The organism is Embleya sp. NPDC001921, from assembly GCF_053594475.1.
This window is the reverse complement of the sequence record NZ_JBSFEO010000007.1, coordinates 155,686-182,255: the sequence shown is the minus strand read 5'-3', so window position 1 is coordinate 182,255 and position 26,570 is coordinate 155,686. Positions and strand designations below refer to the sequence as shown.

Annotated in this window: 22 protein-coding genes; 12 read left to right on the top strand and 10 right to left on the bottom strand. The window is 71.3% G+C overall.

Annotated elements, in window-relative coordinates:
• Nucleotides 1–50: 50 nt before the first annotated feature.
• Nucleotides 51–980 carry a diacylglycerol/lipid kinase family protein gene (locus ACWCPW_RS10885; RefSeq protein ID WP_449761235.1) on the bottom strand — a complete coding sequence of 310 codons (930 nt, stop codon included), beginning with the start codon at nt 978–980 and terminating at the stop codon, nt 51–53.
• 74 nt (nt 981–1,054) lie between these two features.
• On the opposite strand from ACWCPW_RS10885, the gene ACWCPW_RS10880 reads away from it, so the two are divergent.
• Nucleotides 1,055–1,489 carry a hypothetical protein gene (locus ACWCPW_RS10880; RefSeq protein ID WP_449761234.1) on the top strand — a complete coding sequence of 145 codons (435 nt, stop codon included), beginning with the start codon at nt 1,055–1,057 and terminating at the stop codon, nt 1,487–1,489.
• A 237-nt stretch (nt 1,490–1,726) separates the two neighbouring features.
• Here the strand turns inward: ACWCPW_RS10880 and ACWCPW_RS10875 are convergent, their stop codons facing one another.
• The 3 genes from ACWCPW_RS10875 to ACWCPW_RS10865 all read right to left on the bottom strand — a co-directional run bounded on the left by ACWCPW_RS10875 (nt 1,727) and on the right by ACWCPW_RS10865 (nt 3,986).
• Complete coding sequence (locus ACWCPW_RS10875; protein WP_449761342.1) at nt 1,727–2,620, bottom strand: RNA polymerase sigma factor SigF; 894 nt, start codon at nt 2,618–2,620, stop codon at nt 1,727–1,729.
• 92 nt (nt 2,621–2,712) lie between these two features.
• Nucleotides 2,713–3,156: an anti-sigma regulatory factor gene (locus ACWCPW_RS10870; RefSeq protein WP_449761233.1), complete on the bottom strand. Its 444-nt coding sequence runs from the start codon at nt 3,154–3,156 to the stop codon at nt 2,713–2,715.
• A gap of 263 nt (nt 3,157–3,419) precedes the next feature.
• Entirely contained in the window at nt 3,420–3,986 is a 567-nt protein-coding gene (locus tag ACWCPW_RS10865) for a CGNR zinc finger domain-containing protein (protein ID WP_449761232.1), read from the bottom strand.
• Between the two features lie 373 nt (nt 3,987–4,359).
• On the opposite strand from ACWCPW_RS10865, the gene ACWCPW_RS10860 reads away from it, so the two are divergent.
• The 3 genes from ACWCPW_RS10860 (at nt 4,360) to ACWCPW_RS10850 (ending at nt 8,294) form a co-directional block, all read left to right on the top strand.
• Nucleotides 4,360–5,553 (top strand): NAD(P)-dependent malic enzyme, encoded by a 1,194-nt coding sequence (locus ACWCPW_RS10860; protein ID WP_449761231.1) that lies wholly within the window; start codon nt 4,360–4,362, stop codon nt 5,551–5,553.
• A gap of 139 nt (nt 5,554–5,692) precedes the next feature.
• Nucleotides 5,693–6,655, top strand: a complete 963-nt coding sequence (locus ACWCPW_RS10855; protein ID WP_449761230.1) for a zinc-binding dehydrogenase — start codon at nt 5,693–5,695, stop codon at nt 6,653–6,655.
• 49 nt (nt 6,656–6,704) lie between these two features.
• Nucleotides 6,705–8,294 carry an ABC transporter substrate-binding protein gene (locus tag ACWCPW_RS10850; RefSeq protein ID WP_449761229.1) on the top strand — a complete coding sequence of 530 codons (1,590 nt, stop codon included), beginning with the start codon at nt 6,705–6,707 and terminating at the stop codon, nt 8,292–8,294.
• 283 nt (nt 8,295–8,577) lie between these two features.
• Here ACWCPW_RS10850 and ACWCPW_RS10845 read toward each other — a convergent pair whose 3' ends face one another.
• Both ACWCPW_RS10845 and ACWCPW_RS10840 read right to left on the bottom strand, forming a co-directional pair.
• Nucleotides 8,578–9,381 carry a helix-turn-helix transcriptional regulator gene (locus ACWCPW_RS10845; protein ID WP_449761228.1) on the bottom strand — a complete coding sequence of 268 codons (804 nt, stop codon included), beginning with the start codon at nt 9,379–9,381 and terminating at the stop codon, nt 8,578–8,580.
• The gene (locus tag ACWCPW_RS10840) at nt 9,378–10,244 is read right to left on the bottom strand and encodes a DUF4097 family beta strand repeat-containing protein (RefSeq protein ID WP_449761227.1); all 867 of its coding nucleotides are present in this window, start codon (nt 10,242–10,244) and stop codon (nt 9,378–9,380) included. Before ACWCPW_RS10840 ends, ACWCPW_RS10845 begins: the two co-directional genes overlap by 4 nt.
• Before the next feature lie 215 nt (nt 10,245–10,459).
• On the opposite strand from ACWCPW_RS10840, the gene ACWCPW_RS10835 reads away from it, so the two are divergent.
• Nucleotides 10,460–11,344 carry a DUF4184 family protein gene (locus ACWCPW_RS10835; RefSeq protein ID WP_449761226.1) on the top strand — a complete coding sequence of 295 codons (885 nt, stop codon included), beginning with the start codon at nt 10,460–10,462 and terminating at the stop codon, nt 11,342–11,344.
• Between the two features lie 69 nt (nt 11,345–11,413).
• Here the strand turns inward: ACWCPW_RS10835 and ACWCPW_RS10830 are convergent, their stop codons facing one another.
• The 4 genes from ACWCPW_RS10830 to ACWCPW_RS10815 form a co-directional block, all read right to left on the bottom strand.
• Nucleotides 11,414–11,596: a DUF6104 family protein gene (locus ACWCPW_RS10830; RefSeq protein WP_020557400.1), complete on the bottom strand. Its 183-nt coding sequence runs from the start codon at nt 11,594–11,596 to the stop codon at nt 11,414–11,416.
• A 156-nt stretch (nt 11,597–11,752) separates the two neighbouring features.
• Nucleotides 11,753–15,583: a multifunctional oxoglutarate decarboxylase/oxoglutarate dehydrogenase thiamine pyrophosphate-binding subunit/dihydrolipoyllysine-residue succinyltransferase subunit gene (locus ACWCPW_RS10825; RefSeq protein WP_449761225.1), complete on the bottom strand. Its 3,831-nt coding sequence runs from the start codon at nt 15,581–15,583 to the stop codon at nt 11,753–11,755.
• A 239-nt stretch (nt 15,584–15,822) separates the two neighbouring features.
• Nucleotides 15,823–16,932 (bottom strand): HAMP domain-containing sensor histidine kinase, encoded by a 1,110-nt coding sequence (locus ACWCPW_RS10820; RefSeq protein WP_449761224.1) that lies wholly within the window; start codon nt 16,930–16,932, stop codon nt 15,823–15,825.
• On the bottom strand, nt 16,881–17,591 hold the full coding sequence (locus ACWCPW_RS10815) for a response regulator transcription factor (RefSeq protein WP_395866170.1): 711 nt from the start codon (nt 17,589–17,591) through the stop codon (nt 16,881–16,883). Before ACWCPW_RS10815 ends, ACWCPW_RS10820 begins: the two co-directional genes overlap by 52 nt.
• A 306-nt stretch (nt 17,592–17,897) precedes the next feature.
• Between ACWCPW_RS10815 and ACWCPW_RS10810 the strand changes: the two genes are divergently transcribed.
• From ACWCPW_RS10810 to ACWCPW_RS10780, 7 genes are all read left to right on the top strand, one after another.
• Entirely contained in the window at nt 17,898–18,812 is a 915-nt protein-coding gene (locus ACWCPW_RS10810; protein ID WP_449761223.1) for a phosphatase PAP2 family protein, read from the top strand.
• Nucleotides 18,813–19,019: 207 nt separating this feature from the next.
• Entirely contained in the window at nt 19,020–20,522 is a 1,503-nt protein-coding gene (locus ACWCPW_RS10805) for an MFS transporter (RefSeq protein ID WP_449761222.1), read from the top strand.
• A 212-nt stretch (nt 20,523–20,734) separates the two neighbouring features.
• Nucleotides 20,735–21,514, top strand: a complete 780-nt coding sequence (locus ACWCPW_RS10800; protein ID WP_449761221.1) for an enoyl-CoA hydratase/isomerase family protein — start codon at nt 20,735–20,737, stop codon at nt 21,512–21,514.
• Between the two features lie 1,079 nt (nt 21,515–22,593).
• Nucleotides 22,594–23,778, top strand: a complete 1,185-nt coding sequence (locus ACWCPW_RS10795) for a PucR family transcriptional regulator (RefSeq protein ID WP_449761220.1) — start codon at nt 22,594–22,596, stop codon at nt 23,776–23,778.
• A gap of 215 nt (nt 23,779–23,993) precedes the next feature.
• Nucleotides 23,994–24,806: an ABC transporter ATP-binding protein gene (locus tag ACWCPW_RS10790; protein WP_449761219.1), complete on the top strand. Its 813-nt coding sequence runs from the start codon at nt 23,994–23,996 to the stop codon at nt 24,804–24,806.
• Entirely contained in the window at nt 24,803–25,672 is an 870-nt protein-coding gene (locus ACWCPW_RS10785) for an ABC transporter ATP-binding protein (protein ID WP_449761218.1), read from the top strand. The genes ACWCPW_RS10790 and ACWCPW_RS10785 overlap by 4 nt, the downstream gene beginning before the upstream one ends.
• Nucleotides 25,669–26,559, top strand: a complete 891-nt coding sequence (locus tag ACWCPW_RS10780; RefSeq protein ID WP_395866156.1) for a branched-chain amino acid ABC transporter permease — start codon at nt 25,669–25,671, stop codon at nt 26,557–26,559. The genes ACWCPW_RS10785 and ACWCPW_RS10780 overlap by 4 nt, the downstream gene beginning before the upstream one ends.
• The last annotated feature ends 11 nt before the right edge of the window (nt 26,560–26,570 follow it).

Genomic DNA, 26,570 nt, shown 5'->3' with positions numbered 1-26,570 from the left:
GGATGAACCGGGTATCGGCGTTCGAGTGAAAGGCCAAAAGGCCCTTCCACTCACACAATCACACGCAGTGCACGGGGAACCCCCCGGAAGGTCACACTCCGATGTTCTCCCAGATGGTCCCCATCGACCTGAAGGGAAACAGGTTCTTCAGCCCGAAGAGTGAACGCATCGCAGTCGTGCAGGGACACGACGTGACGCCCATGTGGAGCATTACCCGTGGAGCCCAGCATCTGGGCCAGATGGCGCAATGTGGGCAGTGTTGACATCCGGGTGAGCGCGAAGAGGTCCAATCCGGTGTCATATGACGCTTGTGGACAGGGATTCAGCGGCCGGTCGCGCAAAAACGTCCACGGCACCGTGTTCTGCACTATCCCCAGGCAGATTCCCTCGATCGGGTCCCGCCCCGGCACCTCCAGCGTCAGCGGCCCGTGCTTGCGGGTGTCCCGCCCGCCGTAGAAGCGGCGCATCGCGGACCGTACGTACAGTCCGGGCGTCGCCCGTCGCCCGCCGGCCCGGCGCTCCTCCACCCGGCCGACCACCTCGGCGTCGAAACCCAGGCCCGCGCAGAACAGGAACCAGCGCTCGTCGGCCAGGCCCAGACCGATCTCCCGGCTGCGGCCGGCGCGCAGCGCCTCCAGCAGGAAACCGGTCGCCTCGACCGGATCGTTGGGCATGCCGAGCGAACGTGCGAAGACGTTGGTACTGCCGCCCGGGACCACCGCGACCGCGGGCAGCGAGGGGGCGGGTCCGGCCACGAGCAGGCCGTTGGCCACCTCGTTGACCGTGCCGTCGCCGCCCAGCGCGATCACCAGGTCCAGACCGTCGTCGGCCGCCTGCCGGGCCAGTTCCGTCGCGTGGCCCCGGTGCTCGGTGCTCACCACGTCGAGCTTGAGGTCGCCGGCGAGCGCGTGCGCCAGGACGTCCCTGGTTCGCTCGCTGGTGGTCGTGGCCTTGGGGTTCACGACGAGAAGGGCGCGCATACCCTCCAGCGTATCTACCGGTGGGTAGGGCTCCCGTGGGCCGGATGGGCGCGCGCCCCGGTTACAGTCGTGTGGTGACCGAGAGCCCTTCCGCCCAGGACCAGTCGGACCCCGCCGGGGCCCTCCCCCTCACGTGGCGCATCTGCACCGCGGTGGTCGGCGCCGAGGCGTTCGCCCTCCTCGGGTACTCCCTCTATCTGACCTTCCGGAGCGAGTTCGGCCATCCGACCAACGCGTCCGAGGGTGTCGCGATCGGCATCTACCTGCTGATCCTCGCTGCCGGGATAGTCGCCGCGTTCGTGGGCATGCTGCGCGGCCGACGCTGGAGCCGATCGCCGGCGATCACCGCCAACCTGATCGTGGTCGGCATGGGTTGGTATCTGATCAAGGCCGATCAACTGGTGGTCGGCATCCTGACCATGATCGTCGGCGTGGTCACCATCGGCGCACTCGCGACACCCGGCATGTACAACGCGCTCGAAGCGCGTCACCAAGCCCGCCGAGCCTGAACACCCGCCGCCGACCCCGCCCCCCGGCGCGTCAGCGACCCCGACCCCGCCCACCCCGGGTGATCGACGCGCGAAGCGCGGAGAGCGGCGGAGCCGCAAGCTTTGACTTCGTGCCCCGGAGCGAAGCGCAGGGACACGAAGTCACGAGCGAGGCGCCGCTTTTTTCTCGGAGGAGCGAAGCGGGGAGAGAAAAAAGCGGCGCCTCGCGAGCCGGCGACAAAGTCGCCCAACAAGCAACTACTCCTCGACGAGCAGGCGCTCGCGGAGCTGCGCGAGCGTACGCGCGAGCAGTCGCGAGACGTGCATCTGCGAGATGCCGACCTCCTGCGCGATCTGGGACTGCGTCATGTTGCCGAAGAAGCGCAGCAGCAGGATCTTCTTCTCGCGCGGTGGCAACTGCTCCAGGAGCGGCTTGAGCGACTCGCGGTATTCGACGCCTTCGAGCGCGTCGTCCTCGGCGCCCAACGTGTCGGCGACGGCCGGGGAATCGTCGTCGGTGTCCGGTACGTCCAGGGACAGTGTGCTGTAGGCGTTGGCCGACTCGAGGCCTTCGAGCACCTCCTCCTCGGAGATCCCGAGTTGCACGGCGAGCTCGGCGACCGTGGGGGACCGACCGTTGCGCTGGGAGAGCTCGGCGGTGGCCGAGGTCAGCGCGAGTCGCAGTTCCTGGAGCCGGCGCGGCACCCGCACCGCCCAGCCCTTGTCCCGGAAGTGCCGCTTGATCTCGCCGACGATGGTCGGGGTCGCGTACGTGGAGAACTCCACCCCGCGATCCGAGTCGAATCGGTCCACCGACTTGATCAGGCCGATGGTGGCCACCTGGATCAGGTCGTCCAACGGCTCGCCGCGATTGCGGAACCGGCGGGCGAGGTGCTCCACCAGCGGCAGATGCATCTCCACCAGCCGATCGCGCACCGCGGCCCGCGCGGGCGGATCCGATTCGAGCACCGCGAGTTGCGCGAACAGCCCGCGCGCGACCTCCCGGTCGTGGGCGTGGCGTTCGGAACCGGCGCGCCGCCGGTTCGGCACCGCCGGACCCGTGGGTCCGGCGGATCCGGCAGGTCGAGCCGGTCCGTCCGGCCCCGCCGCCTCGACGCCACCGTCCATCGTCATGCTCGCGTCGCTCACCATGCCCTCACCCTCCCCTCGGCCGCGCCCGGCGGCCTCGTCGGGTGAGGCCGCGCTCGGCTGCGGTTCGTTGGCCGCGCCTTCAACACCACTGCTCACGTCTGCTCCGGCCCGCCACCGCGCTTCTTGTGCAGGCTGATGCTGACCACCTTGTCCTGGTCCACCGTCGCGTCCACCTCGCCGGCGAGTGCCGACAGGACGGTCCAGGCGAACGTGTCGCGCGCGGGTGTTCTGCCGTCGGTGGTCGGCGCGGACACGGTCACGTGCAGCGCGTCGCCCACCAGGTTGAACACGCAGGAGAGGACTCCGCCGGCCACCGCCTGGTCGAGCAGCATCGCGCACGCCTCGTCGACCGCGATGCGCAGATCCTCGATCTCGTCCAGAGTGAAGTCGAGCCGGGCCGCGAGGCCCGCCGTCGCGGTGCGCAGGACGGAGAGATAGGCACCTTCGGCAGGCAGTCGGACCTCGACGAAGTCCCGCTGTCCGGTGCCGGCTTCGTCCGCCGTGTATGCGGATCGCTGGGACACCCTCACCTCCAAGGTGCTGCTGTGGGTGGCCGCCGCCGCGGGCGGTCACCACCGATGTCGGGGGAACCCCAGCGACGCTACCGCGCCGGCCGACAACTGTCGTCACCGATGCGGGAACGGGTGCGGGAACGACCGAAGCTGCTGTGTACACGACGGTACGTCACGATATGTGATTTGACGAGTACGTAGTGTACCGGAGTTTGGTAATTTCGCACCGCGAGATCACGCCGTCCATGTACATGTGCCACAGTCCGCGACTCGCCAACCCGCAAATGTCAGGTATGTCGGTCGGGCTCCGGCGCGCGGGCCCGGCGTCTGGCCCGGTAGAGCGCGACGTTCGTGCGCGAGGTGCAGCGGTCCGAGCAGTGCCGCCGGGAGCGGTTCGCGGACAGGTCCAGGAACACGTTCCGGCACGGGGGCGCCTGGCACACGCCCAGGCGGTCGATGCCGTGCGCGGTGAGCTGTACCGCCAGGCCCATGCCGGCTATCGCGGCGAAGCCCTCGGCGGCGCCCACCGCGTCGCCCGCCAGGTGCAGATGCCACGCGCTCGCGTCGTGGCCGGTCAGGCGCGGATGTACGGGAAACTCGGCGAGCAGGCCGTTGAGCGTGGCGACCGCGTCCGCCTCGCGTCCGGCGGCGGCGTCCACGAAGACCGCGCGCAGGCGGGTGCGGACCGAGCGCAGCCGGGTCACGTCGGCGTCGGTCACCCGTGGCGGGATCCGCCGAACGGGTGCGATCAGCGCGAGCACGTCCTCGGGGGAGCGCAGCAGATCCTCGCCGCGCGCCGGCTGTTCGGTGTTGACCAGGCGGACCGCGTGCTCGGCGTAGGAGGAGAGATCCAACGACTGCCCTTCGGTCGCGGTCGCCGCTTTCGCTCCGGGCGCGTGCTTTCCGCGCGCTGTCGCGCCCGAGGTTCGCACGGGTCGGCGGGGTCGGATGTGGCGGCGGTTACTGTCAGCCTACTGCGCGTGGCACTAGCGTTTTGGCCAGTTGCGCGAAGGGGTCTGACGCGCCATCACAAAAAGGTGGTAATCGGTTCATCGCCCCGGCGCTCCGCCATTCGGGGGGTATGCCAAAATCGGCGTCACGGGTGACCCCCGTAACCTCAGCCGGATCATGTGCGCTGCACGAAGCGCCGATGTCGCTGAGGCATGCAGCCTGCGATCGCGTTCCGAGAGCTGCACTTCTACTGACAATGTCTACAAAGGGGTCACTGTGGCAGCGGAGATCATCCCCACGGACAGCACGGCGACGGACGAACTCGATCCGGTCTTCGCCCTGCACCGGGGCGGGAAAATGGAAGTTCGCTCGACCGTCCCGGTGCGCAATCGGGACGATCTGTCCCTCGCCTACACGCCCGGTGTGGCACGTGTGTGCACGGCCATCGCCGAGAACCCGGAACTCGTCCACGACTACACGTGGGTGTCCAACACGGTCGCCGTGGTCACCGACGGCACCGCGGTGCTCGGCCTGGGTGACATCGGGCCCGCCGCGTCCCTGCCGGTGATGGAGGGCAAGGCGATCCTGTTCAAGGAGTTCGCGGGCATCGACGCGGTGCCGCTCGCGCTCTCCTGCACCGACGTGGACGAGCTGGTGGACACCATCGCCCGGCTCGCGCCGTCCTTCGGCGGTATCAACCTGGAGGACATCAGCGCGCCGCGCTGCTTCGAGGTGGAGCGCCGGCTCCAGGAGCGGCTGGACATCCCGGTCTTCCACGACGACCAGCACGGCACGGCGATCGTCGCGCTGGCCGCGCTGCGCAACGCGGCCACGGTGACCGGGCGCCGGCTCTCCGACCTGCGCGCGGTCATCTCCGGCGCGGGCGCGGCGGGCATCGCGATCGCCAAGATCCTGATCGAGGCGGGCATCGGCGACCTGTGCGTGGTGGACAGCCGGGGCATCGTGCACGAGGGTCGGGACGACCTCACGCAGATCAAGCGGATGGTCGCCGAGCTGACCAACAAGGCCAAGCTCAAGGGCGGCATCGAGGAGGCCATGCGCGGCGCCGACGTCTTCCTCGGGGTGTCCGCGGGCAAGGTGCCCGAGGAGGTCGTGGCGACCATGGCGCCGCAGGCGATCATCTTCGCGATGGCCAACCCGAACCCGGAGATCGACCCGGACCTGGCGCACAAGTACGCGGCCGTGGTGGCCACCGGGCGCAGCGACTACCCGAACCAGATCAACAACGTGCTCGCCTTCCCGGGCGTGTTCGCCGGCGCCCTGTCGGTGCGGGCCAAGCGCATCACCGAGGGGATGAAGGTGGCCGCCGCCGAGGCGCTGGCCGCGGTCGTCGCAGACGAGCTCTCGCCCGACAAGGTGATCCCGTCGCCGTTCGACGAGCGGGTGGCGCCGGCGGTGACCAAGGCCGTGGCCGAGGCCGCCCGTCGGGACGGCGTCGCGCGTATCTGAGCCGCGGTCCGTGGATCGACGATCGTCCGACGGCTCCTCGCCGACCGTTCGACGACGCGATCGCTTCCACGGCGACCCGTGGACGTGTGCGGTCCGCCCGACCGGGCGGACCGCACACGTCGTCAGTAGGGTGCCTCCCATGTTTGCCGTGAGCGCCGTGAGCATCGATGCCCAGGACCCCCTGTCCGGCCTCCGACTCGGGGAGCACCCCGAGCCCGGCCACGACGGCGGGTTGCCGCCGGGGTGGACGACCGTGACCGTCAAGGCCGCGTCGCTCAACCACCACGACCTGTGGACCCTCAAGGGCGTGGGCATCACCGAGGACCGGCTGCCGATGATCCTGGGCTGCGACGCGGCCGGGATCGACGAGGACGGCAACGAGGTCGTCGTGCACTCGGTGATCGGCGGCCCGGGCACCGACGAGTCCCGCTCCATCCTGACCGAGCGCTACCAGGGCACCTTCGCCGAGAAGGTCGCCGTACCGCGCTGGAACCTGCTGCCCAAGCCCGCCGAACTGTCCTTCGAGCAGGCCTGCTGCCTGCCCACGGCCTGGTTGACCGCGTATCGGATGTTGTTCACCAACTCGGGCGTGCGCCCGGGCGGCACGGTGCTGGTCCAGGGCGCCGGCGGCGGTGTGGCCACGGCGCTGGTGGTGCTCGGCAAGGCGGCCGGCTACCGGATGTGGGTGACCGGCCGGGACGAGGCGAAGAACTCCCGGGCGATCGAACTCGGCGCCGACGCGGCCTTCGCGTCCGGTGCCCGGCTGCCCGAGCGGGTAGACGCGGTGATGGAGACCGTCGGCGCGGCGACCTGGTCGCACTCGGTCAAGAGCCTCAAGCCCGGTGGCACGATCGTGATCTCCGGCGCCACCTCGGGCGACCGGCCGGCGGCCGCGGAACTGACCCGGATCTTCTTCCAGGAACTGCGCGTGGTCGGCTCCACGATGGGCGACCGGGACGAGTTGGCGGGCCTGCTCCGGCTGTGCGCGCACGGCGGGGTGCGGCCGGTGATCGACACCGTGCTGCCGCTCGCCGAGGCGGGTGAGGGGTTCCGGCGGTTGGCCCGGGGCGATCTGTTCGGCAAGATCGTCCTCACCCCTTGATCATCACGCCGGTCCGCACGTGCCCGGGTCGTCTCGGAAGGACCGCCGGATGCCGTTGTCCCGTCGCCGCGTACTAGCCCTCGGGGCCGGTACGGGGGTGGCCGCGGTGTCCGCCGGCCTGCTCGCCTCCTGCACGGGCCGGGAACTGCGTTCCGGGGGCACGCTCACGGTCGGCGTGTCCCGCCTGCCGGACGTGCTCAACCCCGTGTACGCGACGGCCGAGCCGGTGCGCTGGATCGCCGACCCCGTGGTCGAGGCGCTCTACACCTACCGGGACGACACCACGATCGGGCCGGTGCTCGCCGGGGCCGATCCGCAGATCGCGCCGGACGGGCTGAGCTGGACCATCCGGCTGCGGCCGGACGTGCGCTTCCACGGCGGCGACGCGTTCACCGCCGAGCACGTGGTGGCCGCTCTGCGCCGGGTGGGAGATCCGGCGACGGCGGGCGACTGGGGGCCGTGGCTGGCGGGCCGGTTCGGTGCGATCGAGGCGCCGGACGCGCGGACCGTACGGATCGAGCTGCCGCGGCCGTTCGGCGCGCTGCGCGCCCTGCTGGCCTGCCTGCCGATCCCGCACCGGGCGACGCTGGGCGATCCGCGGGCGCTGGTCGGCACCGGGCCGTTCCGACTCGCGGGTGCCGACGGGACGGTGGTGGCGCTGCGGCGCGATCCGGACTACCGCGGCGAGGCGGTGCCGCTGGAGGGCATCGACTTCCGTGCCTCGGCCGACGCGGTGGCCGACCTGAAGGCGCGTCGGATCGCGGTGTACCCGCGTCCGACGCCGGAGCAGGTGCGGCGGTTGCGGCGGGCGGACGACACGTACGTGCAGACCGCGAGCGGGCCGGCCGACCTGGTGGTGCTGCCCAATCTGCGCCGGCCCCCGTTCGACAACGTCGCGGTGCGGCGGGCGCTGGCGTTCGGGATGGATCGCACCCGGGTGTCGCAGGACGTGTACCGGGGCGACGCGGTGATCGGGCAGGGGCCGTTGGGGCCGGGCAACGAGGGGTGGGACCCGGAGTACACGCCGTACGGCCGCGGGGTGAGTGCGACCGCGTCCCCGAAGCCGAGTCCGAGCGCGACCGTCGGGCCCACCGTCGAGCCGGAGCGGGTCACCGCGATGTTCGGCGAGGCGCCGGTGCCGCCCGGGGTGCGGTTCACGCTGCTCGCGGTGGTCGGGGAGGCGGCGGAGCTCCCGGACGTGGCACGGGTGCTGGCCGAGGGGTGGAACCGGGTCGGGTTCACCGTCACGGTCGAGCGGGTGGATCCGGCGACATGGGTCGCGCGGCGGCGGGTCGGGGACTTCGACGTCGCGCTGGTCGATCTGCGTGGGTCGGCGTACGCGGTGGGGCGGACGGGGTTCGCGGTGTTGTCGGCGGCGGTGTCGACGAGTCCGGAGAGCACGGGGTATGTGAATCCCGAGTTGGATCGCTTGGTCGAGCGGGCCTGGGGGACGGCGGATACCGCTCGGCGGGCGACACTCACGCGGGTGGCGGGGGAGATCGTGGCGCGCGACGCGGTGGTGTTGCCGCCGGTGTATCCGAAGGTCGCGGTCGGGCGGAGCGGGCGGGTCGAGTCGGTGGACGTGCGGCAAATGGGGTTGGGGCGGGTGGAGTTGGCGACGCTCCATCGGCGTGGCTGAACTCGGTTGGGCGGGCTGGGTTGGCCTCATGCGCGGGTTGGGTTGGCCGGCTGGGTTGCCCTCATGCGCCGGCCGGGCTGAGTTGGCCTCAAACGCCGGCCGGGCTGGGTTGCCCTCAAGCGCCGGGCAGGCTGAGTGGCCTCAAGCGCCGGCCGGGCTGAGTGGCCTCAAGCGCCGGCCGGGCTGAGTGGCCTCAAGCGCCGGCCGGGCTGAGTGGCCTCAAGCGCCGGCCGGGCTGAGTGGCCTCAAGCGCCGGCCGGGCTGGGTGACTTGGGTGGTGGGGTCAGGGTGGGGGGTCTTCGGTGAAGATTTGGCGGAGGTCGTTTATCGCGGTGGTCACTACCGTGCGGGCTCGGTCGAATTGGGTGGGGGTGATGCCGGCTCGGTGGGCCAGGGGGGTGAGTTCGGTGCGGATGGTGTCGAGGATGGCTTCGAGGTCGAAGGTGTCCGGGCCGCGGGTGGGGCGGTCGGTTTCCTTGGACCAGGCGTCTTCGGCTCGGGCCCGGGCGGTGGTGGGTTCCGGGTCGCCGGCGCCGAAGCGGCGGCGTAGTTCGCGCTCCAGGTCGTGCAGGCCGGGCTTGCCGGCCAGGTCGACCAGGTTGTGCGCCAGGCCCTCGGCGAGATCGGCCATGCGTTGCGAGAAGATCGGCTCCCAGCCCTTGGGCTCGCTGCGTTCCTCGGTCGCGGTGCGGGGCGTCTTGCGGACCTCGCGGGCGGCCCGGCCCAGTTCCTCGCGCAGGTTCTGCGCCGATGTGCGCACCTCGTCCCGGATCTCCCGGGCCCGCTCGTAGACCGATTCCCGAATCTGCGCCTCCAGTTGGGCCAACTCCTCCTGGCGAGCCGCCAGTTCGTCCTGGCCGGAGGCGGTGATCCGGTAGACCTTCCGGCCGCCCTCCACGTCGTGCTCGACCAGGCCCTCCTGTTCGAGCTTGGCCAGGCGCGGGTAGACCGTGCCCGCCGAGGGGGCGTACAGGCCCAGGAAGCGGTCGTGCAGCAGTCGGATGACCTCGTAGCCGTGTCGGGGGCTCTCGTCGAGCAGCTTGAGCAGGTACAGCCGCAGGCGGCCGTGACCGAAGACCGGGGTCATGCGATCACCTTTCCCTCCGGGGCGCGACGCAACAACGTCACGGGGCCCGATACCGAGTTGATCCGGAGCCGTCCCGAGCCCTCGCCGAGCTTGCCACTGACGTGGCTCGCGCCGAACCTGGCGCTCGTGGTCAGCTCGTCGAACACCGAGTCGACCGAGCCCGCCGCGCTGCGCACGTCCACGTGCATGTCGCCCTCGTGCGGCAGCCGTACCGTCAATTCGCCGGAGACGGTGCTCAGTTGCACGTGGCTGCGGCCGACCGCGTCCAGGTCGAGCGTCATCGAGCCGGAGACCGAGTTGGCCCGGACCCGGCCGCCGGTGCCCTCGATCACGGTGAGCGAACCGGCCACGGTCACCACCCCGAGGTCACCGGCCATCGACTCGGCGTCCACCGACCCGGAGACGGTGTTGGCGTCGACCGTGCCGGTCAGGCCGACCAGGGTCACGTCGCCGCCGATGCTGCGCACGGTGGTGTCGCCGTGCATGCCGGAGACGGTCGCGTGCGCGGAGACCACGCCGATCTCCACCGTGCAGTCCCACGGCACGGCCAGCGAGACCTCGGCGTGCCGGCGACCGAGCGCGCGCCCGTCCGCCATGAACGCCTTGAAGTCGGCCCGGCGCCGCGCGCTCTGGAACCAGTTCATCAGGTGCTTCCCGGTCAAGTCCGGGTAGGAGACGACAAGTTCACCGCTCACCTCGTCGTGGGTGACCTGGAGCGGCGGCCCCTCGACGGCGTGCACCTCCAGGCGCGGCGGTCCGTCGGTGCCCACGACGTCGACCAGGCCGCCGATCGTGCGCACGCGGAGCACGCGCACGGGGTCGAGTGTGAGGTCCTGTGGTTCCTCGATCATCCATCGGGACATGGACCCTCCCCTTCGGGTCGGAGTGCCGAACGCGATATATCGCGAAGCTCTTCACTCACGATATATCGCGTCTGTCGAACGTCAAGGGAACCATCGGGTCTGCTTTCCGCGTTTCTCGAAGCCGAGGGACTTCGCTCATCCGCGCGTCGTGCCCGTGGCGCGCGTACGCGCGAGCGGGCGCGCCCGCCTACGGCACCAGCACGGGGGCACCACGCATGCCATTCACGCTCAGCCACATCGCCGCGGTGCTGCCGCTCCAGGGCGCCACCCGTACCGGGACCACGGCCGGGGACGGAGCGGGCCGACACGGGCCGCTGATCGCCTCCGCGCTGGCCTTCGGCGCGATGGCACCGGACGTGATCCTGTTCGTGTCCCTGGACTTCCTGCCGGGGCGCGCCGACCGGCAGGCCACCCACGAACTGTGGCCGGGCGTGCTGGGTCTGAACATCGCACTCACCGCGCTGCTCGTACTCGCCTTCCACCTGCTCGCGAGACCGCTGCTGGTGCTGTGCCCGGATCGCGCGCGGGCGGCCCTGGAGGAGCCGCTCAGACCGCGCCTGCCGGGCCGGCTGTACGCCGCCGCGCGGGCCGGGCGGCCGTTCCTGCGGGAGACCCTCGCGGTGGGCGTGTGGTTCGTGGTCTCCGCGATCCTGGGCGGCCTCTCGCACATCGCGTGGGACGCCTGGACACACCACGACGACCCGGGTGTCGCACACGTACTGCCCGAGCTGCGCCGGGAGTTCTTCGGCCTGCGGCCGGGCTACGTGCTGCTCCAGCACGTCAGCACGGTGGTCGGGCTGACCACGTGCGCGGTGTGGACGTGGCGCTGGGTGGACCGGCTGCCGGCACGGCCGATCACGGGCCTGCGGATGCCCGTGGCGGGGCGCTGGGCGGTGCTCGGTGCGCTGGTGCTGGTCGGCGTGCTCGGCGCGGCCAAGGCGCTGCTGCCGTTCCCCGACGGGCGGGTGCCCGCCTTCGAAGTGCTCGGCTTCGGCGCCGCGACCGGCTTCGGCCGCGGCTTCGCGGTGGGGCTGGTGCTGTACGGCGCCGGCTGGGCCCTGTGGCACACCCGTACGCTCCGGCGCACCACCGACGCCTGACCGGGCCCCGGCGGTCCCCGGCCCGGCCCGCCGCCGCGCGGGCCGGGCCCGGCCCGCGCCGGGGTTCGGCTACTCGTCGTCCTCGTCGTCGTCGAGCCGGGCGAGCCAGGTCGCGAGCCGTTCGACGGGGGTCTCGAACTCGGGGTTCAGGTCCACGAACGTGCGCAACTGCTCGGCGAGCCACGCGAGGGACACCTCCTCCTCGCCGCGCCGCTTCTCCAGCTCCTCGATGCCACGGTCCGTGAAGTACATGCTCTCCGACTCCGGTGTGTGTGTCCCGCGTGTGTCCGGTGGGTCCGGTGGGTCCGGTGGGTGCGCGGGTGCCCGGCACCCGGGGCACGCGACTCCGCCCCGGCGCGCATCGTACGCGGGCCGGGGCGGAGTCGGTGGATCAGCGAAAGCCGCGGATCAGCTCATCGCTTCCTCGACCAGACCCTGCTGCTCGGCCTCGTGCCGCTTGGCCGAACCGACCGCGGGCGACGAGGACGACGGACGCGCGATCCGACGCGGAGCCGGCAGGCCGTACTCGACCAGGTTGAGCGCGATGAACGGCCACGCGCCCTGGTTGGTCGGCTCCTCCTGGGCCCAGACCAGCTCCAGGTCCTTGCCGTAGCGGTCCAGACCGTACCGCTCCAGCTCGGCCTTGAGCTCGGCCACCGGCAGCGGGTAGAGCCGCTCCACCCGCACCAGCGCGACGTCGTCGCGACCGGCCTTGGCCCGGCCGGCGGCCAGGTCGTAGTGGAACTTGCCGGAGGACATGACCACGCGCTTGACCTTGCTCGGGTCCACCGTGGTGTCCCCGATCACCGGCTGGAACCGCCCGCCGGTGAACTCCTCGATCTTCGACGCGGCGGCCTTCAGCCGCAGCATCGACTTCGGCGTGAACACCACCAGCGGCTTGTGGTGCGGGTTGAGCGCCTGCCAGCGCAACAGGTGGAAGTAGTTGCTCGGCAGGGTCGGCGCGGCCACCGTCATGTTGTTCTGCGCGCACATCTGCAGGTAGCGCTCGATGCGCGCGGACGAGTGGTCCGGGCCCTGGCCCTCGTAGCCGTGCGGAAGCAGCAGGACCACACCGGAGTGCTGGTGCCACTTCTGCTCGGCGGAGGAGATGAACTCGTCCATGATCGACTGCGCGCCGTTGGCGAAGTCGCCGAACTGCGCCTCCCACAGCACCAGCGACTGCGGCCGGGCCAGCGAGTAGCCGTACTCGAAGCCCATCGCGGCGAACTCGCTGAGCAGCGAGTCGTACACGGTGAACTTGGCCTGGTCGTCGGACAGGTGCGCGAGCGGCGTGTACTCGGCGCCGGTCGTGCGGTCCACCAGGACCGAGTGCCGCTGGCCGAAGGTGCCGCGACGGCTGTCCTGGCCGGCCAGGCGCACCGGCCGCCCCTCCATCAGGAGCGAGCCGAACGCGAGCGTCTCGCCCATCGCCCAGTCGATCGTGCCGTCCTCGACCATCGCCGCGCGGCGCTGCAACTGCGGCTGCAGGCGCGGGTGCACGGCGAAGTCCTCGGGCAGCGAGACCTGCGACTCGACGATCCGCTTGACCGTCTCGTGCGGGATCCCGGTCGGGTCGATCCGCGGGAAGGCGATGTCCGCCGCGGGCGCGGCCGGAGTCACCTGCGGAGCCTGCGGCGCGGTGGCCTGCCGGACCTCGGAGAAGACCTTCTCCAGTTGGTCCTGGTAGTCCTTGAGCGCCTGCTCCGCCTCCTCGACGGTGATGTCGCCACGACCGATGAGGGCCTCGGTGTACAGCTTGCGCACCGAGCGCTTCTTGTCGATCAGGTCGTACATCAGCGGCTGCGTGAAGGACGGGTTGTCGGCCTCGTTGTGACCCCGGCGCCGGTAGCAGATGAGGTCGATCACGACGTCCTTGTGGAACGTCTGCCGGTACTCGAACGCGAGTTGCGCGATCCGCACGCACTGCTCGGGGTCGTCCCCGTTGACGTGGAAGATCGGCGCCTCGATCATCCGCGCGACGTCGGTCGCGTAGATGGACGAGCGGGACGAGGCCGGGGAGGCGGTGAAGCCCACCTGGTTGTTGATCACCACGTGGATCGTGCCGCCGGTGCGGTAGCCGCGGAGCTGCGACATGTTCAGCGTCTCGGCGACCACGCCCTGGCCCGCGAACGCGGCGTCGCCGTGCAGCAGCAGGGGCAGCACCGGGAAGTCGGCGCCCTCCATGTCGATGATGTCCTGCTTGGCGCGCACGACGCCTTCCAGGACCGGGTCGACCGCCTCCAGGTGCGAGGGGTTGGCCACCAGGGAGACCTTGACCTGCGCGCCGTCCTCGGAGGAGAACGTGCCCTCGGCGCCGAGGTGGTACTTCACGTCGCCCGAGCCGTGCATCGACTTGGGGTCGATGTTGCCCTCGAACTCGCGGAAGACCTGCGCGTAGGACTTGCCGACGATGTTGGTCAGCACGTTCAGCCGGCCGCGGTGCGCCATGCCGATCGCGACCTCGTCGAGACCGTCCTCGGCCGCGGCCGAGATGATCGCGTCGAGCAGCGGGATGGTGGTCTCGCCGCCTTCGAGCGAGAAGCGCTTCTGGCCGACGTACTTGGTGGCCAGGAAGGTCTCGAACGCCTCGGCCGCGTTCAGCCGGCGCAGGATGCGGAGCTGGTCCTCGCGGTCCGGCTTGGCGTGCGGAACCTCGACCCGCTCCTGGATCCAGCGGCGCTGGTCCGGGTCCTGGATGTGCATGTACTCGATGCCGACGGTGCGGCAGTAGGTGTCCCGCAGCACGCCGAGCACGTCGCGCAGGGTCATCAGCGCCTGGCCGGCGAAGCCGCCGACCGCGAACTCGCGCTCGAGGTCCCACAGCGTCAGCCCGTGCTCGACCACGTCGAGGTCCGGGTGCCGGCGCTGCTTGTACTCGAGCGGGTCGGTGTCGGCCATCAGGTGACCGCGGACCCGGTACGAGTGGATGAGCTCCTGCACACGTGCCGTCTTGTTGACGTCGTCCTCGTGCGTCGCGGAGATGTCCTGCACCCAGCGCACGGGTTCGTACGGGATGCGCAGCGAACGGAAGATCTCCTCGAAGAAGCAGTCTTCGCCGAGCAGGAGCTGGTTCATCCGGCGCAGGAACTCGCCCGACTGGGCGCCCTGGATGATGCGGTGGTCATACGTGCTGGTCAGCGTGAGTGTCTTGCTGACCGCGAGCCGGGACAGGGTGTCCGCGGACGCACCCGCGAACTCCGCCGGGTAGTCCATCGCGCCCACGCCGACGATCGTGCCCTGACCGGGCATCAGCCGCGGCACCGAGTGCACGGTGCCGATGCCGCCCGGGTTGGTCAGCGAGATCGTCACCCCGGCGAAGTCGTCCACCGTGAGCTTGTTCGAGCGGGCTCGCCGGACGATGTCCTCGTACGCCTGCCAGAAGGCGAAGAAGTCCATCTCGTCGGCCTTCTTGATGGCCGCCACCACGAGCTGGCGGTCACCGTTGGCCTTCGTCAGGTCGATCGCCAGACCGAGGTTGACGTTCGCCGGCTTGACCAGGAACGGCTTGCCCTCGCGCTCCTCGTAGGAGTGGTTCATCGACGGCATCGACTTGGCCGCCTGGACGAGCGCGTAGCCGATGAGGTGGGTGAACGAGACCTTGCCACCGCGAGCGCGCTTGAGGTGGTTGTTGATCACGATCCGGTTGTCGATCAGCAGCTTGGCCGGCACGGCCCGCACGCTGGTCGCGGTGGGGATGGCGAGCGACGAGTCCATGTTGATCGCGACACGTGCCGCCGGGCCCTTGAGCTGGACGGCGTCCGGCTGCGCGGCGGGCTGCTTCTTCGCGGGCGCGGCGGCCGCCTTGGGGGCGGGTGCCTGCGCGGGCGTCGGTGCGGCGACCTTGGCGGGCGCGGCCTGGACCGGAGCCGGATCGGCGGCCGGGACGGGAGCGGGCGAAGGCGCCGCGTCCTGTACACCGCTCGTCATTATCGGGTGGCTCGGGGCCGGGGCCGGAGTCGTCGTCCCCGTCGCGGCCGACGACACTGCCGCCGTCACGGGGGGTTGCGCCGGGCTCGGCGCGGGGATGGTTCCAGAGTTGTTCGTGGTACCGCTCACTGGTGTGGGGCCGCTCGGGCTTGCCACGGTGGCTTGGCCGGCGGGCGTCGACGGCGTCGACGGCTCGCTGGGCTTGTAATCGGCGAAGAAGTCCCACCAAGCACGATCCACCGAGTTGGGATCTTGCAAATATTGCTGGTAAATCTCGTCGACGAGCCACTCGTTGGGGCCGAAGCTGGCCATCGGGTTGCTAGGGGACTGTGACGACACGGCGGCAACCGCCCTCTTCCGCTTCCTGGGGTGGTGGACAGCGGGAAACAAGGCTACGCCCTTTGACCAGTGTCGCGCAGGCCCCTCGGCCTCCGCGTCGCGTAGATCACAAACGGTTGACTGTTTAGTCGCGTTTGTTGCTTCCCGCCGTATTGGTGGTCACGGAACGTCATGTCGGGATCGTCCCGTGCAGTAAGTGTCCGATCACCCGATTACGTCGGGTCACCGGGCAGGAGCACTCGGATACGGCACCCATGGCTCGACTCGGCTACGGAAATATCACCCCCATGCAGGTCCACGGCCCAGCGGGCGATCGCGAGGCCCAGTCCGGTACCCCCGTCGGCGGACGAGCTCTCGCCGCCCCGGGTGAACCGTTCGAAGACCCGACCGCGCTCGCCGTACGGAATCCCGGGCCCCTCGTCCTGGACTTCCAGGCACAGGCTTCCCGGGCTCCCGTCGCGTCGTGCGTGCAGACTCACGGTGCCACCGAAGGGGCTGTGCCGGCAGGCATTGGCCACCAAATTGGTAACAACCTGATGCAGTCGCTCGGGGTCGGCGGTCGCGGTGAGATCGGTCGGTTGTACGTCGACCCGGAAGCGAACGTCGCCGCCCAGGGCCCCGGTCTCCTCGGTCAGCGCGGCCAGGAAAGGTCGCACCGCGAACTCGCGCGCCTGGAGCGGCACGGCCCCCGAATCCAGCCGGGAAAGGTCGAGGAGTTGTGACACGAGTCGGCCCAGTCGCGCGGTCTGGGTGAGCGCGAGTCCCAGCGTGTCGGGATCGGGTTTCTGCACGCCGTCCACGAGATTCTCCAAAACCGCGTGGAGCGCGGAGATGGGCGTGCGCAGTTCGTGCGAGACGTTGGCGACCAGTTCGCGCCGGTGCCGGTCCACCGCCTCCAGGTCGGCGGCCATGCGATTGAACGCGCCGGCGAGAGTGCCCACCTCGTCGCGCGAGGTGGCGCGCACCCGGCGCGAGTAGTCGCCGCGTGCCATCGCCTGCGCGGCGGCGGTCATCTCGCGCAGCGGCGAGGTCATCCCGTGCGCGAGCACCAGGGTGACCGCCAGGCACGCCAGCGAGGTGAACACGAGCATGTACCGGAACCGCACCTCGGCCCGCAGCCCCAGGATGATCAGCAGCGTCGAGACGAACACGGACGCGATCACGAGCACGCCGAGCTTGGCCTTGATCGAGCGCAGTCGATCCAGCGGCCGCAGGTTGCCGCGGCGCGGGCGCGCGCGCCGGGGCCGGGCGGGGCGCGAGTCGGCGGGGTTCAGGACGGTGCCTCCAGCGCGTAACCCACGCCGTGCACGGTCCGGATCCACTCGGCGCCGAGCTTGCGGCGCAGCGCCTTGACGTGGCTGTCCACGGTGCGTGTGCCGGACGCGTCCACCCAGTCCCACACCTCGGCGAGCAACTGCTCGCGGGAGAGCACGGCGCGCGGGCGCGAGGCGAGGCAGACCAGCAGGTCGAACTCGGTCGGGGTCAGGTGCACCTCGTCCACGCCGAGCCGGACCCGGCGCTGGGTGCGGTCGATCCGCAACCGCCCCAGGTTCAACGCGGCCTCGGGGGAGACCGCGCGGGCCGCCGCCTCGGCGCGCTCCATCCGGCGCAGCAGAACGTGCACCCGGGCGACCAACTCGCGCATCGAGAACGGCTTGGTCATGTAGTCGTCGGCGCCCACCGCCAGGCCGACCAGCAGATCGGTCTCGTCGTCGCGCGCGGTCAGCATGATCACCGGCAGGCCCGGGTGCAGCGCCTGGAGCCGACGGCACACCTCCAGGCCGTCCAGTCCGGGCAGCATCACGTCGAGCACGACCAGGTCGGGCCGGGTGGTCGTGGCCGTGGTCAGCGCGGAGGGGCCGTCGGGTGCGGTGATCGCGCCGAAGCCCTCCGCCCGCAGCCGGGCGGCCACCGCGTCGGCGATCATGGGCTCGTCCTCGACCACGAGTACGAGCCGTTTTTCCCCCGTCGGGTCGGTCATACCCGCAGCCTACGTACCGTCGGCGGGCCGTGTGCGCGACTTGGTGAGGCTCCCTCGAACCGGGGAGGCCGCCACGACGTCCACAGGAGAGAGGCAGGACCGGAGTACCTCGCGGGAGCCGGCCCCGATTGGTACTTCAGGGGGAGGATCGGTCTAACCTGATCCGTCTACCCTGGCTCAAGCGTTGCCGCCGAACACCGCGCCCGTGATCCGGGCGCGTGTGCGGGCAGTGGTCCACGACCCGGGTGGCGACGGCGCGGATCGAACGCGGCCGACCGACGACGGTAGACCGAGACAACCGACAGCATGGGGGATCTGGTGCGGCGCAACGTCACGGAGGGCCCCTCCCACGAGGTCGATCGGCGCGAGCAGGCGCCGCCGGCCACGCAGGCGGCTTCGGTGACGGGGGTCGGCAAGCCGGCCGACCGTGCGTTGGCCGACCCGGGTGCGCGGGCCGCGGCGGTCAAGGCCCGCCGGATGCGCACGCTCAAGGACGCGGCGCGCGAGCTGTTCCTGGTCGCGCTGCTGTTCGGCGTCTACAAGCTCGGGCGCGGCCTGGCCTCGGGCGAGACCACCACCGCGTTCTCCAACGCCAAGCAGTTGCTGACCATGCAGAAGGACCTGCGCCTGCCGGACGAGGCGGCGATCCAGGACTGGTTCATGCAGTCGCACGCGGCGGTGACGTTCTGCAACAAGTACTACGCCTACGTGCACTTCCCGGCGACCGTCGGATTCCTGTTGTGGTTGTGGATCCGCCATCGCGAGCACTACAAGTGGGTCCGCAACATCCTGGCGATGATGACCGGCGCCGCGTTGATCATCCACATCCTGGTCCCGCTCGCGCCGCCGCGGAAGATGCCCGGCTTCACCGACACCGGCATGGACGCGGGCGACTCGCCCTACTCCGGCGCGGGCGCCAAGATCGCGAACCAGTTCGCCGCGATGCCGTCGTTGCACGTGGGCTGGGCGGTGGTGGTCGCGATCGGGGTCGCGGCGGTGTGGCACACGGCCGGCACCGGACGCAAGGTGGCGAGCTGGGCGGTCTGGCTGCACCCGGCGATAACCCTGCTGGTGGTGGTGGTGACCGCGAACCACTACTGGATGGACGCGGTGGTCGCGGTGCTGTTGATGGTATTCGCGCTGGCCGTACTGCCCGGGCCGGATCGGGCCACGCAGCACGGGTTGATCCGGCCGATCCCGGCGCCGCGGATAGCGCGCTAGGGGTCCTCGGGATCCCCGTGTCGCGGAGCGCGACGGGGTCGGTCCTCAGCTCCCGGTGGTGTGGACGGCGCGCCGGGGGCGGTCGCCGGACAGGTCCCGGCCGCGAGGGCGCGGGCGGCGCGGGTCGCGGTCGGACCCGTGGGGTGCCGGTCGCGGCCGATCGAGTGGGTCCGAGTTCGCGGCCGTCGCGGTGGGCATGATGCTCAGATGCCCGTCACCTTCCCCTCCGGGGGTATTCGCGCCAAGACGCCGGCCGGCCGTTGGGTGCTGCTGGCCACCGTGCTCGGTTCCGGCATGGCAATGCTCGACTCGACGGTCGTCAACGTCGCGCTGCCCAGCATCGGGAACTCCTTCGACGCCTCGCTCGCGGCGCTGCAATGGACGATCAACGCGTACACCCTCACGCTGGCCGGACTGATCCTGCTCGGCGGCGCGCTCGGGGACCGGTACGGGCGGCGCCGGGTGTTCGTGATCGGCGTGGCCTGGTTCGCGGTGGCCTCGCTGTTGTGCGGGATCGCGCCGAACGTGGAGATGCTGATCGCCGCCCGCGCGCTCCAGGGCATCGGCGGCGCGCTGCTGACGCCCGGTTCGCTGGCGATCATCCAGGCCACCTTCCACGCCGACGACCGGGCCCGTGCGGTGGGCACCTGGTCGGGTCTGGGCGGTGTGGCGAGCGCGATCGGACCGTTCCTGGGCGGGTGGCTCGTGGACGCGGTCAGTTGGCGATGGGTCTTCCTGATCAACCTGCCGCTCGCGGCCGTGACCATCGTGGTGGCGCTGCGTACCGTCCCGGAGACCTTCGACCCACAACCGCGGGGCCGCTTCGACGTGACCGGCGCGGTGCTGGCCGCGCTGGCCCTCGCGGGGGTGACCTGGGCCCTGGTCGAGGCGCAGACCACTCCGGTGGCGGCGGGCTTCGCGGGCGCGGCCGGGGTCGCGGCGGCCGTGGTGTTCGTCGCCGTGGAAAAGCGCACGCGCGAGCCGATGTTGCCGCTGGACATCTTCCGGGTCCGGCTGTTCACGTCGGTCAACATCGTGACGTTGTTCGTGTACGGCGCGCTGGGCGCGTTCCTGTTGCTGCTGGTGCTCGAACTCCAGACGGTGGCCGGGTACTCGGCGCAGCAGGCCGGCCTGTCGTTGCTGCCGGTGACCATGGTCATGCTGCTGCTCTCGGCCCGGTCCGGCGACCTGGCCCGGCGGATCGGCCCGCGCCCGCAACTGACGCTGGGCCCGCTGGTGTGCGCCGGCGGCCTGCTGACGCTGCTGCGGATCGGCCCCGACGCGTTCTACCCGACGGTCGTACTGCCCGGCGTGCTGATCTTCGGTCTGGGTCTCGCCGTGCTGGTCGCGCCGCTGACGGCGACGGTGCTGGCATCGGTGGACGTCAGCCGGGCGGGCATCGCGAGCGGCGTCAACAACGCGGCGGCCCGCGCTGCGGGCCTGCTCACGGTCGCCGGACTCCCGGCCCTGGTCGGCCTGTCCGGCGACGGCTATCGGGACCCGGGCGTGGTGGACACGGGCTTCGATCGCGCCCTGTGGATCTGTGCGGGTCTGCTGGTGCTGGGCTCGGCCGTGGCCTGGTTCACACCCCAGGCGCTGACCCCGACGGAGCCGGAGGCCGAGCGGGCCAAGCCGTGCGTGCGGGTGGGCTGTGACATGGCCGGGCCGCCGCTGGATCCGGGGCACGAGGAGGTGGGGACGGGCCGGTAGGGACGGCCGGGGCCGGGGCCGAGGTTGGTGCCGGCGCGGTCGGGTGATCGCCGCAGGTCGACCCGGGGCCCGGGCCGGCGGCCGGGGCTCGAAGGTTTGGCCGGCCCGGGTGGACGGGTCGGTTCGGGGTGCCGGGTGGGTTGCGGACGGGTGGCCCGTAGCGTGGCCGCGGATGTGCGTCGGTTGTGCGGCGGTGAGGAAAGGGCGGCGGGATGGATACCGGGGTCGATGGGCTTGTGGTCAAGGTCGATGGCGAGGTGGCGACGCTGCGCATCGATCGGCCGCACGCGCGCGGCGCGTTGACCGCCGCGATGTGGGAGGCGCTGCCGGGGACGTTGGCGGCGCTGGAGGCCGATCCCGAGGTGAGCGTGCTGGTGCTGACCGGCACCGACGGGGTGTTCTCGGCGGGGGCCGACATCCGCGAACTGCGCGGGCACTACGCGACGGCCGAGGCGGCGGACGCCTATCACGCGCTGAACTCGGCCGCGGAGCAGGCGTTGGCGGCGTTCGCGAAGCCGACGATCGCGTACGTGCAAGGCCCGTGCGTGGGCGGCGGATGCCAGTTGGCGGCGGCCTGCGACCTGCGCTTCGCGGACACGACGGCGCGCTTCGGGGTGACGCCGGCCAAGCTCGGGATCGTCTACGACGCGGGCTCCACGGCACGGCTGGCCCGACTGGTGGGCGTCTCGACGGCCAAGTACCTGCTGTTCTCGGCCGAACTGATCGACGCGGCCCACGCGCTCCGGGTCGGCCTGGTGGACGACGTCTTCGACCCGACCGAGGCCGACACGAAGGTCTACGGCTTCGCCCGCACGATCGCGTCCCGCTCCCAACTGACGATCCGGGCCGCCAAGGACCTCCTGGCCACGGACACCGCGGACCCGACGCGGCTCGCCGCGTGGGAGCGCGAATCCCGCGGTTCGGCCGACGTCCGGGAGGGCTTGGCCGCCTTCACGGAACGGCGCGCTCCGCGCTTCGCTTGGCCCCGGTAGCCATGCTCGTGGCCGCCATGCTCGTGGCCGCGTGGCCTTGATGGGTTCACTCGGCTCGGGTTTGCTTGGCCGCGCCCGCGAGGTGCTCGGCTCGGGAGGGGTGCCCACCCGCCCACCCGTTGCGTGTGGGTTCGAGGGTTGCGGTTCTTTGGTGACCGGTGGGCCCGGTCCGGCCCGGTGACCATGTCCCGTGGTTTTCCGGAGGTGTGCGCGGCGTGCTGCGGTTGCGGGTCGGGTTGCTTGGGGTTGTGTGCCCGCCCGCTCCACCCGTTGCGGTTGGTGCGGAGGTTGGGGTTTTCAGGCGTGGCGGCGTGACCTGCTCCGGCCCCGCGGCCTCCCGTGTGGCCGGCCGCGGTCGGGTGGGATCGGGGCTTTAGGGGGCGTGGGGGCTGGGGCCGGTTCCTCGGCTCCGTGGACCCCCGGTGTGGGTGGGGATTTCGGGGCAGTGTGGGGCCTGGTCTGGCTCTGTGGCCCTGGTGTGGGTGGCCGGGTCGAGGTGGCGGCGTGGCGTTCGGGGGTGGCCGAGGGAGCCGGACCGGCTTTCCCGGCGCCGGTGGGGCCGCCTGCGGGTGGGTGGGTTGGCCGCGAGAACGAGGCGGGCTTTCCCTGGGTCGCCGAGTTCGGCTGCGGAATGGCGCGTCAGCGCCCACGATGTGGGTGAGACCTCGTGATCGACGTGCGGAGCGCGGAGAGCGGCGGAGCCGCAGGTTTGGGCTTTGTGGCCCGGAGCGAAGCGGAGGGACATGAAGCCCCGAGTGAGGGGCCGCCTTTTTTCTTGGAGGAGCTTGCGGGGGAGAGAAAAAAGGTGGTGTCTCGCGAGCCGGCGACGAAGTCGCCCGACAAGGGCGCTGCGGATTGGCGTGTCAGCGCCCACGATGTGGGTGGGGTTTCGTGATCGACGTGCGGAGCGCGGAGAGCGGCGGAGCCGCAGGTTTGGGCTTTGTGGCCCGGAGCGAAGCGGAGGGACGCGAAGCCCCGAGTGAGGGGCCGCCTTTTTTCTTGGAGGAGCTTGCGGGGGAGAGAAAAAAGGTGGTGCCTCGCGAGCCGGCGACGAAGTCGCCCAAAAAGGGAGAGCCGAGTTGTCTGACAGATCTGCTCATACCGCATTGCTGCGTCGGGCCGCTCGGGTGTTGCCGCAGCGGTTGCCGGAGTTGACGGATCGGCTCGTGGCGGAGCTGCAGGTGCTCGAACCCGCCTATCTGGACGGCGGGGTGCCGCCGGACGAGCTTTGGCAGAGTGCGCACGAGGCGTTGCGGGTCGGAGTGGGCGCGCTCGCCGTGTGGCCGCGCGAGTTGGAGGGCAGCCAATGGGCGTCCGGGCGGCTCGCGCGTCGGCGGGCCGAGCAAGGGGTGCCGCTGGACGCGCTGTTGCACGCCTATCGGCTCGGCGGCGTGTTGTTGTGGCAGACCCTGGTCGAGGTCGCCGCGGAGCAGGAGCCGGACGAGGTACGGCTGTTGGTGCACGTGGCCACGGACGTGTGGAACTTCGTCGATCGGCACGCGAGTGCGATCGCCGACGCCTATCGGCGGGTCGAGACCGAACTGACGAATCGTCATGACGAGCGTGTGCACGCCCTGTTGGACACCCTCCTGGACGGCCGGGCGCCGGCGGCCGATCTCGCCGCCGCCGCCGCCGTGCTCGATCTGCCGGAACGCGGTCGGTACGCCGTGGTCGCGCTGCGCCATCCGCTGCCCGGAACAGGAGTGCACGACACGCCTCGGCGGGCCGCGCCGGGCGGGATTCGGGTGGTCTGGCGGGCCCGCGCGGAGGGGGAGTTCGCGGTCGTTCTGCTGGGCACGGCGGGGTTGGACGAGATTGCGGAAACGTTCGGCCCGGCGGCCGGTTCCCGCGCCGGCATCAGCCCGATCGTCGACGGGCTCGCCGCGCTGGGCCGGGCTCGGCGGCTCGCCGAGATCGCGTTGCGTACCTGTACCGCCGACGGTGAGTGCGCCCGGTTGGACGAGCGGTTGCCCGCCGCGCTGGTCGCCTCGCAGCCCGACCTGGCGCACGACCTCGCGGCGCGCGTACTCGGGCCGATCCTGGCGCTGGACGCGGTCGACCGCGACCTGCTGCTCGGCACACTCGGCGCCTGGCTCGACTCCGGCGGCTCCGCGGTCCGCGCGGGCCGCAGGCTGTTCTGCCACCGCAACACCGTGCTCAATCGGCTGCGCCGGCTGGAACAGCTCACGGGCCGTGAACTCGGCCTGCCGCGCGACCTGGTGGAACTGGCCCTGGCCCTGGACGCGCACCGCCTGAGCACCTGAACCCGGCAGCCGACGCACGCCCGGGCGAAGGTGGACCGGGCGGCGCGCCTACCCGCGCCGCCGACCCCGCGCCCGCGCACCAACCCCGTTCTGTGCCGCTGCACAAGGGCGTTGCCGTCGGGTTGGTCGGTTGCCCCGTTGTGCGGCCGGGATCTGGACTCCCACCGTGGCCCGTGCTGAGATCGCGGTCACTCCAACAGCGGGGGAGGGGTGCGATGGAATCGGGAGCGCTCCTCGTCGAGCGGCTCGAGGTCGTCTACGGGCGGTCGGTGCGGGCCCTGCGCGGCATATCGCTCGATGTGCCGGCGAGCGGCGTGGTGGCGGTACTCGGGGCGAACGGGGCCGGCAAGAGCACGTTGCTCCGGGCCGTCTCCGGGACGCTGGCCCTGCATCGGGGCGCGGTCGCCGCAGGCACCATCCGCTACGCCGGCGAACGGCTCGCGGGTCGTGATCCGGCCCTGATCGTGCGCGCCGGCGTGGTCCAGGTGCCGGAGGGGCGGCGGGTGTTCGCCAACCTCTCGGTGGACGAGAACCTCCAGGCCGGGGCACTGAGCACGCGTGGCTCGACGCTGATCCGGAGCAATCGCGAGCGGGTCTTCGACCTGTTCCCGGTGCTGGCCGAGCGGCGCGCGCAACGCGCCGGACTGTTGTCCGGCGGCGAGCAGCAGATGTTGGCGATCGGGCGGGCGTTGATGGCCTCGCCGCGATTGTTGCTGCTGGACGAGCCGTCGCTGGGTCTGGCGCCGCGGATGGTGGGTCGGATCGCGGGCGTGATTCGGGAGATCGCCGCACAGGGCGTGGCCGTACTGCTCGTCGAGCAGAACGTGACGGTGGCCCTCGATCTCGCCGAGAAGGCCTATGTGCTCGACGTCGGCGAGGTCCGGCTGGCCGGTTCGTCCGCCGACCTCGCGCGCACCGACGAGGTGCGCCGGCTGTACCTCGGCGAGGAGGAGACGGCCGCCCCGGACGCCGCTTCCTCGCCCGCCCGCCCGACCCCGCGCAAGCCGCTTCGGAGGTGGGTGGGATGACCGCCGCCACGACCGTGACCGCCGACGGGCCCGAATTCGACGTGCCCGAGTTGACCGTACGCGCGGTCACCGTGCGCTTCGCCGGCCTGGTCGCGCTGGACGCGGTCGGCTTCACCGTCGCGCCCGGCACGATCCACGCGGTGATCGGCCCGAACGGCGCGGGCAAGTCGACCTGCTTCAACGTGCTCTCCGGGGTGTATCGGGCCGACCGCGGCACCGTGCACCTGGGCGAACACGAGCTGACCAGGCTGCCGCCGCACCGGATCGCCGCGCTGGGCCTGGCCCGTACCTTCCAGAACATCGTGCTCACCCAGGGCACGGTCGCGGACAACCTGCTGCTCGGCCGACACGTGTTGACCGACTCCGGGTTCGCGGCCACCGCGCTGCGGCTGCCCAAGGCCGTCCGCGAGCAGCGGCGGCACCGCGAACGTGCCCGCGAGATCGCCGAGTTCATACACCTCGGCGCGGTCTTCGACACGCCGGTGGGGCTGTTGCCGTACGGCATGCGCAAACGGGTCGAGATGGCCCGCGCGTTGTGCATGGAGCCCAAGGTGCTGCTGCTGGACGAGCCGGTCGCGGGGATGAACGCCGAGGAGCGGGCCGAGACCGCCGACGCGATCGCCTCGATCCGTGAGTCGCTGGGCATCTCGATCGTGCTGGTGGAGCACGACATGGGCCTGGTGATGCGGATCGCCGACGAGGTGACCGTGCTGGACTTCGGCCGCCGGATCGCGAGCGGCGCGCCGGCCGACGTCCAGCGCGACCCGGCGGTGATCCGCGCCTACCTGGGGACCGGCGAGGAGGCCGACGACGAGGTCGCCGGCGGCGTCGCCGCGGACCCCACCGACCGGGAGGTCCCGACATGACCAAGCTCGCCGAGATCATCCTCAACGGCTTCGCCCTCGGGTCCGTGTACGCCCTGATCGCGCTCGGTTTCGTGGTCGTCTTCAAGGCGTCCGGGGTGATCAACTTCGCCCACGCTTCGCTGCTGCTGCTCGGCGGGTTCACCGTCGCCAAGCTGCACGAGGACCTCGGGTTCGCCCTCGCGCTGCTGGTCGCGGTGCTGGTGACGGCCGCGGTGGCCGGACTGGTCGAGGTGCTGTTCATCCGCGGCCTGGGGCGTACCGAGGTGCACACCCTGACCATCCTCACCATCGGCGTGGACATCCTGCTGACCACCGAACTCACCCGCCGGATCGGTTCCGACGTGCTGGGCACGGGTGATCCGTGGAAGGCCGGCGTGCGCGACTGGGGCGGCGTGCACGTCGCCGACGCCCGACTGGCGTGCATCGTGGTGGCGGTGGTGCTGATCGGCGCGTTCTTCGCCGCGTTCCGATTCACCGCGTGGGGCCTGTCGATGCGCGCGGCCGCCGAGGACCGCGAGGCCGCCGCGCTGATGGGCATCCGGTTGGGCCGCGTGCAACTCATCGCGTGGTGCGTCGCGGGCGCGCTGGCCGCGGTCGCGGCGGTGTTCCTGGCCGCGTTCCCCTCGGCCGGCCTGGATCGCTCCACCGGCCAGATCGCGCTCGCCGCGTTCCCGGCGGCGATCCTGGGCGGGATGGACTCGGCGGCCGGCGCGCTGGTGGGCAGCCTCGTGGTGGGCCTGACCGCCGCGCTGATGGCCGGTTACCAGAGCGACATGACCTGGCTCGGCGCCAACCTCGGCGACGTCGCCCCGTACGTCGTGATGCTGCTCGTGTTGATCTGGCGGCCGACCGGCCTGCTCGGCTCGAAGGAGCGTGCCCGTGTCTGACCGCCTGTCCC